This is a genomic window from Salinibacterium sp. NSLL17 (assembly GCF_015864935.1).
In the GTDB taxonomy this organism is placed as follows: domain Bacteria; phylum Actinomycetota; class Actinomycetes; order Actinomycetales; family Microbacteriaceae; genus Rhodoglobus.
In genome coordinates, this window is record NZ_JADYWH010000001.1 from 1,583,017 (window position 1) to 1,597,344 (window position 14,328).

A 14,328-nucleotide genomic window follows, 5' to 3' on the forward strand; every position below is an offset into this window, starting at 1 on the left:
TCGAGGCGAGCGGATGACGATGGTGTATATTTATCTCGACGTCAAGATACTTTTGGCCGCGATCGCAGCGCGCTTGTTGCGATTCAGCCTTAGGCTTGCCTTGCTGGATGCAGCGCACGCTCCGCGCAAGGATTGAAGAACCGTAGCAAGGGAGATGACAGTGTCGACAGTCAATAGTTTTGGGTCGAAAGACACCCTCACAGTCGGGTCATCCGACTATGAAGTGTTCCGCATCGACAAGGTAGCGGGATACGAAAAGCTACCGTTTAGCCTCAAGGTTCTGCTGGAGAACCTGTTGCGTACAGAAGACGGTAAGAACGTCACGAAGTCGCAAATTGAATCCCTCGGGTCGTGGGTGCCCAGTGCAGACCCCGACACCGAGATCCAGTTCACGCCTGCACGCGTTGTTATGCAGGACTTCACGGGTGTTCCGTGCATCGTCGACCTCGCCACTATGCGTGAGGCGGTCGCTGAACTTGGGGGAGACCCCACCAAGATCAACCCACTCGCGCCTGCAGAGCTCGTGATCGACCACTCGGTCATTGCCGACCTCTTCGGTTCCGACAATGCGCTTGAGCGCAACGTTGAGCTTGAGTATGAGCGCAATGGTGAGCGCTACCAGTTCCTTCGTTGGGGCCAGAGCGCGTTCGACGACTTCAAGGTTGTTCCTCCGGGAACCGGAATCGTTCACCAGGTCAACATTGAGCACCTTGCTCGTGTCACCTACACGCGTGAAGTTGACGGCAAGACTCGGGCATTCCCCGACACCCTCGTCGGCACCGACTCGCACACCACGATGGTCAACGGCCTCGGAGTGCTCGGGTGGGGCGTCGGTGGAATCGAAGCCGAGGCAGCAATGCTTGGCCAGCCCGTTTCGATGCTCATCCCCAAGGTTGTCGGTTTCAAGCTCAACGGCACGATCCCCGCCGGCGTCACCGCGACCGACGTTGTTCTTACGATCACGCAAATGTTGCGCCAGCACGGCGTCGTTGGCAAGTTCGTTGAGTTCTACGGTGAGGGAGTCGGCGCAGTGCCGCTCGCCAACCGTGCAACTATCGGAAACATGAGCCCCGAGTTTGGTTCTACTGCCGCGATGTTCCCCATCGACGACGTGACCCTTGACTACCTGCGCCTCACCGGTCGCAGCGACGAGCAGGTCGAACTCGTCGAAGCGTACGCAAAGCTTCAGAAGCTCTGGCACGACCCGAGCGTCGAGCCTAGCTACAGCGAATACATCGAGATGGATCTCGGAACCGTCGTTCCGTCGATCGCTGGACCGAAGCGCCCTCAGGACCGCATCGAGCTCACCAAGGCCAAGAGCCAGTTCGAGATCGATCTCAACAACTACGCCTCGATGGATCACTCCAAGGTCGACGCTGCGGTTGAAGGAACGTTCCCGGCATCCGATCCTGTAGGTCTCACTCCGCAGGATGAGGACTCGGCTCACGAGCGTTCACACTCGCACGCTAGCCATGCGCCTTCGACGGCCTCGCAGCCGACTTCGGTCAAGGTCGACGGCGGAGAGTCGTTCACAATCGACCACGGTTCGGTTGCCATTGCTGCAATCACGTCCTGCACGAACACGTCTAACCCTTCGGTGATGCTTGCTGCTGGCCTCTTGGCTCGCAATGCGGCAGCTAAGGGCTTGAAGTCGAAGCCGTGGGTCAAGACCACGCTGGCTCCCGGCTCTAAGGTTGTCACTGACTACTACGCCAAGTCGGGACTTGATGAGTCGCTTGAGGCCCTCGGTTTCTACACCGTCGGTTATGGCTGCACTACGTGTATCGGTAACTCCGGTCCGTTGGAAGATGAAATCTCCACCGCGATCAATGAGAACGATCTTGCGGTCACCGCAGTTCTTTCCGGTAACCGTAACTTCGAGGGTCGCATCAACCCCGACGTGAAGATGAACTACCTCGCGAGCCCGCCGCTGGTTATTGCTTACGCCCTTGCCGGAACGATGAACTTCGACTTCGACAACGATGCACTTGGCCAGGACCAGGAGGGCAACGATGTCTACTTGAAGGACATCTGGCCCGACGCCGCCGAAGTTCAGGCGACGATCGATTCCTCGATTGACCGTGAGATGTTTACCCACGAGTATGCGGGTGTCTTTGACGGTGACGAGCGTTGGCAGAATCTGCCGACGCCGACCGGTTCCACTTTCGAGTGGGATGACGAGTCGACTTACGTGCGTAAGCCCCCGTATTTCGAGGGAATGACCATGGAGATCACGCCGGTCAGCTCGATCACGGGTGCTCGCGTTCTCGCCAAGCTGGGTGACTCGGTCACGACCGACCACATCAGCCCCGCCGGTTCGATCAAGGGTGACAGCCCCGCTGGTATCTACCTCGCGGAGCACGGCATTGACCGCAAGGACTTCAACTCCTACGGTTCGCGTCGGGGAAACCACGAAGTAATGATTCGCGGAACGTTCGCCAACATCCGTCTTCGCAACCAGCTTCTCGATGGCGTTGAGGGTGGCTACACTCGCGACTTCACCACGCCGGATGCCGAACAGTCGTTCATCTATGACGCAGCTCAGAACTACGCAGCTCAGGAAACTCCGCTCGTCGTTCTTGGTGGCAAAGAGTACGGCTCGGGTTCGTCGCGTGACTGGGCAGCCAAGGGAACAAGCCTGCTCGGTGTCAAGGCCGTAATTTGCGAGAGCTTCGAGCGTATTCACCGCTCGAACCTCATCGGAATGGGCGTTCTGCCCTTGCAGTTCCCTGAAGGCCAGAGCTGGGAGTCATTGGGACTTGACGGTACCGAGAGCATCAGCATCTCGGGCGTCGAAGAGCTCAACGATGACCGCATCCCGAGCACCTTGCACGTTGTGGCCGAGCCGACCGCTCACTCGCCCGAGGGCAAGGCAACGATTGAGTTCGACGCGAAGCTTCGCATCGATACTCCCGGTGAAGCTGACTACTACCGCAACGGTGGCATCCTTCAGTATGTATTGCGTTCGCTGGTCTAACTAGCGGATACACGACAGGCGCGCGGCGGAGAGCATCGCTCTCGCCGCGCGCCTTTTGTGTGTGCTGCTGAGGCTGTGGGTCGTCCCAGAACCTCATGCACATTTGTTCAAAACGCGCACGAAGAAGCCTAGACTGGATGCATGAATTTACTCGAGGGAATCAACGGTCCCCGAGATCTTGACGGTCTCTCCACGGCGCAACTTACTCAACTCGCGCAAGAGATTCGTGAGTTTTTGATCGAGAACGTTTCGCGGACTGGAGGGCATCTTGGCCCCAATCTGGGCGTTGTAGAACTCACCACCGCTATTCACCGGGTGTTCGATTCCCCGCGGGATGCTGTGGTGTTTGATACCGGACATCAGAGTTACGTTCACAAGATTCTTACCGGTCGCAAAGACTTCGCGAAGCTTCGGTCGCAAGGCGGACTCGCGGGGTATCCGCAGCGTTCCGAATCCGAGCATGACATTGTCGAAAGCTCGCACGCGTCTAGTTCCTTGTCCTGGGCTGACGGAATCTCCCGTGCTTTCGAAATGACGGGGCAGGGCGATCGGCACGTGGTTGCCGTTGTGGGTGATGGTGCCCTCACCGGCGGCATGACGTGGGAAGCGCTCAACAACATTAGTGATGACAACAGCCGCAACCTCGTGATTGTCGTCAATGACAACGGTCGTTCCTACGCGCCAACTATTGGTGGCATGGCACACTTCCTCAACAGCGTGCGAACGCGGCGTTCCTACCGCTCGCTCCACGGCTCAAGCGAGCGATTCTTTGGTGCATTTGGTGGGCCTGGGCGCGCTCTGTATCGCGGTATCCGCGGTGGCACCCACGGCTTCCTCTCACGCTTCAGCAACAACGAAGCCCTGTACTCCAATCTCGATATCAAGTACTTGGGTCCGGTTCACGGCCACGACATCGGTGCACTCACCGAGGCACTCCAACAGGCGAAGTCGTACGGTGCGCCGGTAATCGTTCATGCGATTACCGAGAAGGGGCGTGGCTACGAGCCTGCTCTTATGGATGTCGCTGATCAGTTCCATGCGGTTGGCCAGATCGACCCGGTGACAGGCGAACCGATCGAACCCAGCGGTGCGGCATCCTGGACCTCGGTCTTTTCTGAGGAGATCGTCAAGCTTGCGGATGAGAATCCACGACTCGTCGGTATCACTGCAGCGATGTTGCGCCCTACCGGGCTTCACCGCTTTGCAGAGAAGTATCCCAAGCGGGTCCATGACGTTGGCATCGCCGAGCAGCATGCGGTCACGTCTGCCGCCGGACTCGCTTTTGGTGGGTTGCATCCTGTTGTGGCGCTCTACGCCACCTTCATGAACCGGGCGTTTGATCAAGTTTTGATGGATGTCGCACTCCATCGTGCCGGAGTAACCTTCGTGCTCGACCGAGCCGGCGTGACCGGTCCCGATGGCGCCAGTCATCACGGAATGTGGGATCTTGCGCTCTTGCAGGTCGTGCCCAACATCCGCATTGCCGCACCTCGCGACGCTGCGCGCCTCCGTGAGGAGCTGGGGGAGGCTGTGGCGGTCGATGATGCGCCAACCGTTATTCGCTTCGCTAAGGGCACTGTAGGCACCGAGTACGACGCCGTGCGGCGCACTGATGATGGCGTCGATGTGTTACGGGAAGACGATCAGCGTGATGTTCTCATCGTTACGGTCGGTTCGATGGCTAAGACCGGGTTGCAGGTCGCTGAACTCCTTGCGGCTCAGGGCATTGGCGCCACTGTGATCGACCCTCGCTGGGTGGTTCCGGTGCCCAAGAGCGTGATTGACTTTGCTGCTGACCACCGCATCGTGATTACGATCGAGGATGGTGTGCGCGTGGGAGGAATCGGCACGCGCATCAGACAAGACATGCGGGCCAATGGTGTCGATACTGCGGTAAACGAGTTGGGATTGCCTGACAGCTTCCTCGACCACGGTAGTCGCGATTACATCCTCGACCAGGTCGGGCTGACACCTCAGCACATTGCTCGCGATGTGGTCGCTCAAGTGTTGGGGAGCAAGATCCCCGTGGCTCGTCCGCTGGCGGATCGCGACTCCGAAGAGTTCCGCTTGCCCGCCGAGCGCGGCTAGCCGCCTCGGGCCGAACGCCCGAGTAGTCACTGTGGCATTGCGGCGAAACCCCTTGACTAACAGCCGAAGGCCCGGTTCAGAACTGATCTGAACCGGGCCTTTGACGGATACCGTCTATCGACGAGGGGCTACTGCACTCCGCGAATCGGCGGGTTGTGGAACGTGCTGCCGAACGCTCGCTCCGATGCTCCCGCGCGGTCGAGGTACGGTGTGACGCCACCCATCTGGAACGGGTAACCCGCGCCGAGAATGAGGCAGAGGTCGATGTCCTCCGCCGCGGCAACGACGCCGTCTTCGAGCATCCGGTGAATCTCATCGGCCAGACCATCTTCGATCCGGATCTGAAGCTCCTCGGCCGTCATCGGCGTGTTTCCGCCCTTGACGATCTCGACGGCCTTCTTGGAGACGCCCTTTGACTTGCCCTTGTTGTCGCGGTCGAAAATGAATCCGAGTTCGGCGAGCTTGTGAAGGTTCTCACTCTCGAAGAACCGGTCAGGGAACGCGGCGTGGTGAGTATCAAGAACGTGAGCGCCGACCTTGAGACCAACCAACTCGAGGAGTTCGAAGGGAGTCATCGGCAGACCGAAGGGGCGCGTCGATTCTTCAACAACTTCGAACGGCGTGCCGGTATCCACAGCGTGCATGGCCTCGCCGAGCACCTTAGCGAGAATGCGGTTCACGACGAAACCAGGGGTATCGGTCGTGATAACAGCGTTCTTGCGGAGGTTCTTGGCCGTAACCATGGCTGTTGCGAGCGACTCATCGTTGGTGTGCGGGGTCTTCACGACCTCAATCAGCGGCATTACTGCCACCGGGTTGAAGAAGTGGAAGCCCACGACGCGCTCAGGGTGCTTGAGCTTGGCTCCGATTTGTTCCACCGACAGGGAGGACGTGTTCGTCGCCAAGATCGTCTCGTCAGAGATGTACTGCTCGACTTCAGCAAAGACGGCCTGCTTAGCGCCGAGTTCTTCATAGATGGCTTCAATAACCCAGTCGCAGTCAGCGAAGTCAGCCTTGTTGGTTGTGCCCGTGACGAGAGCCTTGAGACGGTTGGTGTCGTCAGACGAGAGACGACCCTTCTCATGCAACTTGTCGATTTCGGTGTGAATGGCGGCAACGCCGGCATCCGTTGCGGTCTGGTCGAGGTCAGTGATGACAACGGGGACCTGCAGTCGACGGACGAAAAGCAGTGCGAACTGACGTGCCATGAGCCCGGCGCCAATAACGCCAACCTTGGTCACCTTGCGCGCAAGCTCCTTGTCGGGAGCTCCCGCTGGGCGCTTTGCGCGCTTCTGCACGAGATTGAAGGCATAAATGCTCGCCTGGAACTGGTCACCGGAGATCATGTCGGCGAGAGCGTTGTCCTCTGCTTCGAAACCGGTCTTCTTGTCGGTGTTCTTGGCGGCCTTGAGCAGCGCGAGAGCAGCGTAAGGAGACTTGGCAACGCGGCCGATGCGGTTAGCCAGCATCTTGTCGGCGATGCCGATAGCGACATCCCACTTCACGGTGCGTTCGATCTTGCCCGGCTCGTTCTTGCGCTTGACCTTGGTGGTGCCAGCGATGACTCCGTCGGCCCAGCGGATTGAGTCTTCAAGGAAGTTTGCCGGACCAAACATGGCGTCGGCGATGCCGAGTTCGAAGGCCTCTGGGCCCTTGAGCATCCGGTTGTTCTTGAGTGGGTTTTCGATGACGACCTTGAGGGCGTTTTCGATACCGATCAGGTTGGGGAGCAACCACGCGCCACCCCAGCCAGGAATCAGTCCGAGGAAGACCTCGGGAAGCGCGAACGCAGGAACCGAGCTGTCGATCGTGCGGTAGTCAGCGTTGAGAGGAATCTCAACACCGCCACCGAGGGCAAGCCCATTGACGAATACGAACGATGGCACGCCAAGTTCGCTGAGCTTGCCGAGCGCCCAGTGGCCCAACTGAGCCATCTGCTTGCCGGTCTCGCGGTCGGGGATTTCGCTTACCTTTGAGAGGTCAGCACCGGCCGCGAAAATGAAGGGCTTGCCCGTGACAGCGACACCGTGGATTTCGCCAGCGGTCGCGCGTTCCTTTTGCTCGTCGAGGACCTTCGCGAACTCGAGCAGAGTTGCCGGGCCGAGAGTGTTTGGGCGGGTGTGGTCCTTGCCGTTGTCGAGCGTAATGAGCGCGAGAGTGCGACCCGCGGAGAGCGGTACATCACGCACGAAGGAGTGAGTAATTACCTCGTCTTTTGCGAGGTCCGAAAGACGTGCGAACTGTTCGGTCATTGTTACTTTGCTCCCTTGTAGTTCGGGTTTTCCCAAATGACTGACCCACCCTGGCCGAGACCAACGCACATCGCGGTGAGGCCGAACTGCACCTCGGGGTGCTGTTCAAATTGGGCAGCAAGCTGGATCATCAGGCGAACACCCGACGACGCAAGCGGGTGGCCCATCGCGATAGCGCCGCCCCACTGGTTGACACGAGGATCTTCGTCATCGATGCCAAAGTGATCAAGCAGCGACAGAACCTGAACCGCAAAAGCTTCGTTCAGCTCGAAGAGGCCGATGTCGTTGATCGTCAAGCCAGCCTTACGGAGCGCCTTCTCTGTGGACGGGATCGGGCCGATGCCCATGATCTCCGGTTCCACGCCAGCGTAGGCGAAGCTCACCATGCGCATCTTGGGCTTCAAACCAAACTCGCGTGCGGCATCCCCGCTAGCAATAATGCTGGCGGTTGCACCGTCGTTCAGCCCGGAAGCGTTGCCAGCGGTAATGCGTCCGTGTGAACGGAACGGCGTCTTGAGCGCTGCAAGGCCCTCAAGAGTGGTTTCGGGGCGCAAGCCCTCGTCGCGGGTGGCCAAGCCCCAGCCGGACTCGCTCTTGGTGGCAACCGAGATGAGGTCAGGCTGGATGTTGTTCGCGTCGTACGCGGCGGTGGCGCGCTGTTGGCTGCGCAGCGCGAACGCGTCGGAGCGTTCCTTGGTGAGATGAGGGAAACGGTCGTGTAGCTTCTCGGCCGTGTTGCCCATGTTGAGAGCTTCAGGATCGACGAGCTTTTCTGAGAGGAAACGAGGGTTGGGGTCAACGCCCGAGCCCATCGGGTGGTGGCCCATGTGCTCGACGCCACCAGCGATTGCGAGATCGTAGGCGCCGAACGCGATGCCGCCAGCCACGTTTGTGACGGCCGTCATGGCACCGGCACACATGCGGTCGATCGCATAGCCGGGAACAGACGTGGGCAGTCCAGCCAGCAAAGCAGCGCTGCGACCGATCGTGAGACCCTGATCGCCGGTCTGAGTTGTTGCCGCGATAGCGACTTCGTCGAAGCGATCCTTGGGGATTTGCGGATTCCGCTCCAGCACACCAATCATCGCCTTGACGACGAGGTCATCGGCTCTGGTATTCCAGAACATGCCCTTCTCGCCTGCACGTCCAAACGGAGTACGGACTCCATCTACGAATACAATCTCAGTTTCCTTGGCCACAATGCCTCCACTAAATCCTTGGATGTAGCACTGATCCTAGGCTGGGGAGATTAGCGGATGGAATCCTTTGACTGTTCCTACGACTTGGTGTCCGCGGAGTCCTCAGGCGTTTGGTTGGCTTCGACAAAGGCTTCGGCGATTGACTGTGCAGATACGTCAAGTTGCCAGCGGCGGGCGCCGAGCGCCGTGAGGGCGTCTGAGATGCTGTCGACCGTGATCTCCGCCGGTGGGTTCCATGCCACACGCCGCAAGTGATCGGGCGTGAGCAAGTTCTCAATGGGGATAGACATCTCTTCAGAGAACTCTGCCATGAGGGCACGAGCCGCTTTGAGGCGACGATCCGCTGCGGGGTTCTTGTCTGACCACACCCGTGGTGGCGGCAGAGTGTCGCTGGCCACTCGCGATGCTGGAATGTCAGTAGACGCTAGCCCGGCCAAAATGGCCTGCCACCAGCGATCAATCTGGGTGCGGCTCGCGCGCCCGCTGAATTCTCGGAGGCTCGACAGCTCCCGCTTCGACTCCGGCAGCAATTTTGCGGCAGACAGCAGGGCGGAGTCTGGAACGAGGCGGCCAGGGGCAGTATCGACTTCTCGCGCGTAGGCGTCGCGGGCCAACCACAGCTCGCGCGCTACAGCCAAGTTTTTGCCGCCGCGAATGGAATGAACTCCACTCAGCCGGCGCCATGGTTCGGCGCGCACGTGACTCAAGTCACGAGCAAGAACTGACTCGAATTCTTGGCGCGCGATTTCGCTCTTGTCGTCGCCCTCAAGAACGTCGCCGAGCGCCTCGCGAAGATCTACGAGCAACTCAACGTCGAGCGCGGCATACACGAGCCACGACTGGGGAAGTGGCCGCGTAGACCAGTCCGCTGACGAATGTTCCTTTGCGAGATGGATGCCCAACAAGTGTTCCACGACGGTTCCGAGTCCCACCCGCGGGAGGCCAGCGATCCGCGCCCCCAGTTCGGTATCGAACAAGCGCGTTGGGTGGAGGCCAACTTCACGCAAGCAGGTGAGGTCCTGTGTCGCTGCATGCAGAATCCACTCTTCCTCAGCGATAACGTCGTTCAGCTCGCTAAAGTCACCAATGGCCGGCGGATCGAACAGAAAAGTACCCGCACCGCGACGGAAGATCTGGATGAGATAGGCGCGCTGCGAGTAGCGGTAGCCGCTTGCTCGTTCTGCGTCTATTCCGATAGGGCCATGGCCGGCAGCGATGGCTGCCACGGCGGCAAGATATTCGTCCCGATCGTCAATGACGTCAACGGGAACATGAGGGGCTTGGGTAGCGTGCGACTCGCCCTCGGGGGCTGCACTGTCGGTGGCGCTACTCACGCCCAGCTCTACGGGCCGACAACATAGTGACTCCTTCATTCGTGGGAGGAAGTCCGGCAAGCATGCAGACTAACTCGCTCCAGCCTTCCACATGTGCGGCGATATCGAGGTCTTGGGGGCTCCAAGACGCGCGAAGTTCGATTTGGGCGCCATCCGGTTGGGACTCAAGTTCGCCAAATCCAGTGGAGAGAATACGGGTCGCGGTTCCCGACACCTGGTCGTATTGTGCACCCCTGCTATCGAGAGCATCGACGAGCCAGGACCAGGTAACTTCACTCAGAAACTGGTCAACACCGATCTCGGGTTCGAGCGGCGCCTGAGCAAAACAGATGATCCGGAATTCGCCCTCCCACGCCTCGGGAGACGAGGGGTCATACAGAAGCACGAACCTGCCAGTGCCAAGATCGGAGTCTTCGCCGTGACGAGAGGGTGTGACATCCGCAGCCAAAGCAAAGGACCACGGGGCAATCTGCGTTGGTGCTGAAATCTCGGTAATGGCGAGCTCAGGGCGCAAAGTCGCAGCACGAAGCGACTCAACCGCTGAAGCAAATGCCGCGGGTGGTGTTGGTCCAGCTGGCGAATCGGGCACGAGTGAAGATTAGGCTTTAGGAGAACGATCGCTAGTGAGGCACGCCGCGCTAGGGCGGCTGCGAGACGGAGGTTTAGGGATGCGGGCACGGGATCGCTTGCGCATAGTCGCCGGAATCGCCGGCGGGGTCGCTATCGGGGCGGCCGCAATCGCCGCGATCGGAGTAGCGGTCGGTGCCGCGCTTTCAGTCTTTGTAGCGCGTCGTGTGGTGACGCCGCCGGGCCGAGCCGACAGTAACCTGCGAATTCTCGCTGTGGGGGAGTCCACGATCGTCTTGTCGTCGGCAGAGGAGAGCAGAGCGCCCGGTCGATTCAGCCTGTGGTTCGCCGACGAAACCGGATTCGCACGCATCGGGCCCGTGGTTTCGCAGGGCGCGCAGTGGGTTGCGCGGGAACTCATCGACGTTGAAACCGGTGTTCCGCATCCGGGAGACAACGCGCGCACGAGTGGATGGTTTTATCTGACGCCGGCTGGGCTAGGGCTTAAGTACTCTGAGGTGCTGATTCGCACAGAGCTCGGCTTCGCGCCCGCGTGGTTGATCCCCGCGGATTCGCCGAGCGCCACGTGGGCAATCCACATTCATGGTCGAGGAGTGCAGCGGCCAGAGACAGTGCGCGCGCTAGGTGAGTTTCACGATGCTGGAATCACTTCGCTGTCAATTTCGTACCGGAACGACACTGAAGCGCCCGATTCGGCAGATGGCCGGTATGGCTTAGGTTCCACCGAATATCGCGATGTTGACGCCGCGATCGCCTACGCACGTTCCGCTGGTGCCGAGCGCATTATTCTCATGGGCTGGTCAATGGGCGGAGCGACTGCGCTTCACACGCTGATCCGATCTCGCTATCGAGACATGATTATGGGGCTGGTGCTCGACTCGCCTGTCATCGCCTGGGGTCCGACGCTCGCGCTGCACGGCGACTTGAACCGCATCCCGTCGTTGATTCCTCGTGCTGCGGTAGCTGTACTGGGGAGCGACCAAGCCCAGTTTCTCGTGGGAACGGAGAACCCACTCGACTTCGCCACGCTGAACTTCGTCGAGCGCGCTCACGAGCTGGATCGCCCTATTCTGCTTATGCACAGCGAAGACGATGGCTACGTTCCCGTCGAACCCTCTCGAGCGTTGGCCGAGGCTCGACCTGACATTGTCACCTACGAGGAGTTCGACACCGCAGGTCACACGCGATTGTGGAACTATGACAGCGAACGCTGGCTATTGGCCATCCGCTCGTGGCTCGCAATCCAACGGGGTGTGGATGCTGCCGCTGACGTCACCGACGTAGCGTAGGGCTCACGACACGGGGTCGATGCGCACTATCCCGGCTGCGTGGCCTCTCTGAGCGAGAGCAGTTACGCGATGCTCTTCAGTCGAATTTGTCGCTTTGCCCGCGCCAACATGCCCGTCATGCCGCGCAATCTCAGCGGACTAACGGCTTTGGCAAGTCCCAGAGACTGCGGGTAATCGTCAGAGAGTTCTAATACCTCTTTGCTACTGAGGCCCGACAATCCTTGCGCCAAGATCGAAGCGAAGCCCCGAGTGGTCGGCGCCTCTGGTGGTGCCGTCGCGAACATGTGTACGACGTCGTTTTCGACCTCGATGAAGATGAAAACGGGGGACTGGCACTCCTCGACCCGTTCGAACAAATCGGGGTGGTCGCGGTACCGGTCTGGCAACTCCGGAAGCTCGTTCGCGAACTCCAGCAGGAGCTGCAGCCGATCCCGTAGTTCGAGCCCCAGAAAGTCGTCACGAATTTCGGCCAACTGGGATGGGATCTGCTGCTCACTCACCGCTTTAGTCTAACGGGACGGAACGTCGCCAGGTTCAGTGCCGACCGTGATCGGTACAGCAACCAAGGAGCCCCACTCGGTCCACGAACCGTCGTAGTTGCGCACGTTCTCGAAGCCCATCAGGTAGTTCAGAACGAACCAGGTGTGGCTCGAACGCTCGCCGATGCGGCAATAGGCCACTACTTGGTCGCCATTTTTGAGACCAGCGCCCTCACGATAGATCGCGTTGAGCTCATCGAGTGGACGGAAAGTTCCGTCTTCTGCAACTGCCTTTGACCACGGCACGCTCTGCGCGCTCGGGATGTGACCGGCACGCAGGGCGCCTTCTTCGGGATACGCGGGAGCGCTTGTGCGTTCGCCGCTGTACTCCTCGGGGGAGCGGACATCGATCAGTGGGTTTCCCAAGTGGGTCAGCACGTCGTCGCGGAACGCACGAATAACTGAGTCATCGCGCTCGATGATGGGGTACTCGGTGGGCGTCGGAGTGGGAACTTCGAGGGTGTATTCACGACCATCCGCTTCCCACTTGGCGCGGCCACCATCCATGAGGCGTACGTCTTCGTGGCCGAACAAGGTGAAGACCCAGAGAGCGTAGGCCGCCCACCAGTTGGTCTTGTCGCCATAAATGACCACAGTCGTGTCGCGCGCAATCCCGCTGCGTGACATGAGTTCGGCAAACTCTTTGCCATTGATGTAATCGCGAGTCACCGGGTCATTGAGGTCGGTGTGCCAGTCGATCTTGACAGCAGTGCGAATGTGTCCGGTTTCGTAGAGCAGTACGTCTTCGTCGGACTCGACGACAACGAGCCCTGGCTTGCCGAGTCGTTCTTCAAGCCAGTCTGCAGTGACCAATCGTTCCGGGTGCGAGAACTCAGCAAATTGCGGGGCTGGGTCGTGTTCGATAGTCATAGCTACCTCCGATTGTGGGTGGAAAAACTGGTGCGGGCTTCAAACTAAGCTTGATGGGTCCCTTGCCCAAGAAATTACGCATTCGCCGCTGATTACACCGCGTTGCCGTAAGACTGCGAAAAATAACCGAGGCTGAGAATGAGCGCTACTGCGCCTACGACTCCTGAGCGTCTAGTCGATCGTATCCCGTCGTTGACCGGAGCGCAGATGCTTGCCGAACTTGTGCCTCCGCGCCAGTTCACCGGCGCGACTTTGGAGTCGTACCGCCCCGACCGGGACTACCCGTCACAGGGTGCTGCCGTAGCAGCAATGCGCCACTTTCTCACTAGTGCGCAGAAGGCCAAGCTCTTCTCTCGCAAGAAGGCGCCGGTGGCGAAGCCGGGCGTGTACCTCGATGGCGGATTTGGCGTTGGCAAGACTCATTTGTTGGCTGCGCTGTGGCACCAGACCGCTGGCCGCAAGTACTTCGGAACCTTCATCGAATACACCGCTCTCGTTGGCGCGGTCGGCTACGCGCCTGCAGTGCAACTCCTCAAGGGTGCGACCCTTGTCTGCATTGATGAGTTCGAGCTTGACGATCCCGGCGACACCCGCCTTATTTCGCGGCTGCTCTCGGAACTGGTCGCATCGGGAACAAAAATCGCGGCGACATCAAACACTCCTCCCAACGCCTTGGGAGAGGGCAGATTCGCCGCCCAAGACTTTTTGCGAGAGATCGACTCTCTCTCTGCCAAATTCGAAACGATCCGAATTGATGGTCTCGATTACCGCCGACGTGACACCGGTGCGCATGCGATTGCGGTGGATGATGCGGCCGCCGCAATTTCCGCTGTGCAGGGGGTCGTAACCCTCGACTCCTTCGACGGAGTGCTCAAGCACTTGGCTGGCGTGCATCCTTCACGTTACGTCAAGCTCATCGAAGGCGTCGACGCGATTGCCTTGACCGGCGTTCACGAGTTCACCAACCAGACAGATGCACTGCGATTTGTGGCTTTTGTGGATCGGCTCTACGACGCCCAGATCCCGGTTTACGCCGAGGGCACTCCGCTCGATGCGGTATTCCCTGACGACATGCTTGATGGGGGATACAGCAAGAAGTATCTCCGAGCAGTTTCCCGCCTCATCGCCCTCACTTCTAACAACGCCTAGTACGATTCGCAGTACTGGCTAGGCGCTCGGTGATCCTGGCAGT

At 59.6% G+C, this 14,328-nt stretch carries 10 protein-coding genes; 4 read left to right on the top strand and 6 right to left on the bottom strand.

Annotation, left to right across the window (positions count from 1 at the left end):
• The first annotated feature begins 160 nt into the window (after positions 1-160).
• Both acnA and dxs read left to right on the top strand, forming a co-directional pair.
• Positions 161-2,977 carry an aconitate hydratase AcnA gene (gene acnA / locus I6E51_RS07705; RefSeq protein ID WP_307783865.1) on the top strand — a complete coding sequence of 939 codons (2,817 nt, stop codon included), beginning with the start codon at positions 161-163 and terminating at the stop codon, positions 2,975-2,977.
• A gap of 141 nt (positions 2,978-3,118) precedes the next feature.
• A complete protein-coding gene (gene dxs, locus I6E51_RS07710) occupies positions 3,119-5,065 on the top strand; it encodes a 1-deoxy-D-xylulose-5-phosphate synthase (RefSeq protein ID WP_197105737.1) in 1,947 nt (648 codons plus the stop codon).
• Between the two features lie 128 nt (positions 5,066-5,193).
• Here the strand turns inward: dxs and I6E51_RS07715 are convergent, their stop codons facing one another.
• The 4 genes from I6E51_RS07715 to I6E51_RS07730 all read right to left on the bottom strand — a co-directional run bounded on the left by I6E51_RS07715 (position 5,194) and on the right by I6E51_RS07730 (position 10,439).
• The gene (locus I6E51_RS07715; RefSeq protein ID WP_197109891.1) at positions 5,194-7,317 is read right to left on the bottom strand and encodes a 3-hydroxyacyl-CoA dehydrogenase NAD-binding domain-containing protein; all 2,124 of its coding nucleotides are present in this window, start codon (positions 7,315-7,317) and stop codon (positions 5,194-5,196) included.
• A 2-nt stretch (positions 7,318-7,319) separates the two neighbouring features.
• Entirely contained in the window at positions 7,320-8,516 is a 1,197-nt protein-coding gene (locus tag I6E51_RS07720; protein WP_197105735.1) for a thiolase family protein, read from the bottom strand.
• A 77-nt stretch (positions 8,517-8,593) separates the two neighbouring features.
• A complete protein-coding gene (locus tag I6E51_RS07725; protein ID WP_307783866.1) occupies positions 8,594-9,850 on the bottom strand; it encodes an HRDC domain-containing protein in 1,257 nt (418 codons plus the stop codon).
• Positions 9,843-10,439, bottom strand: coding sequence for a DUF3000 domain-containing protein (locus I6E51_RS07730; protein ID WP_197105733.1), 597 nt, complete (start codon positions 10,437-10,439; stop codon positions 9,843-9,845). The genes I6E51_RS07725 and I6E51_RS07730 overlap by 8 nt, the downstream gene beginning before the upstream one ends.
• Positions 10,440-10,518: 79 nt before the next feature.
• Here I6E51_RS07730 and I6E51_RS07735 point away from each other — a divergent pair, with 79 nt between their 5' ends.
• Positions 10,519-11,727, top strand: coding sequence for a S9 family peptidase (locus I6E51_RS07735; protein ID WP_197109892.1), 1,209 nt, complete (start codon positions 10,519-10,521; stop codon positions 11,725-11,727).
• Positions 11,728-11,789: 62 nt separating this feature from the next.
• Here I6E51_RS07735 and I6E51_RS07740 read toward each other — a convergent pair whose 3' ends face one another.
• Together I6E51_RS07740 and I6E51_RS07745 are read right to left on the bottom strand one after the other, a co-directional pair.
• Positions 11,790-12,227 (bottom strand): SufE family protein, encoded by a 438-nt coding sequence (locus tag I6E51_RS07740; protein WP_197105731.1) that lies wholly within the window; start codon positions 12,225-12,227, stop codon positions 11,790-11,792.
• Positions 12,228-12,236: 9 nt separating this feature from the next.
• The gene (locus I6E51_RS07745; protein ID WP_197105730.1) at positions 12,237-13,136 is read right to left on the bottom strand and encodes a sulfurtransferase; all 900 of its coding nucleotides are present in this window, start codon (positions 13,134-13,136) and stop codon (positions 12,237-12,239) included.
• 138 nt (positions 13,137-13,274) lie between these two features.
• On the opposite strand from I6E51_RS07745, the gene zapE reads away from it, so the two are divergent.
• Complete coding sequence (gene zapE / locus I6E51_RS07750) at positions 13,275-14,285, top strand: cell division protein ZapE (protein ID WP_197105729.1); 1,011 nt, start codon at positions 13,275-13,277, stop codon at positions 14,283-14,285.
• Positions 14,286-14,328: the final 43 nt, after the last annotated feature.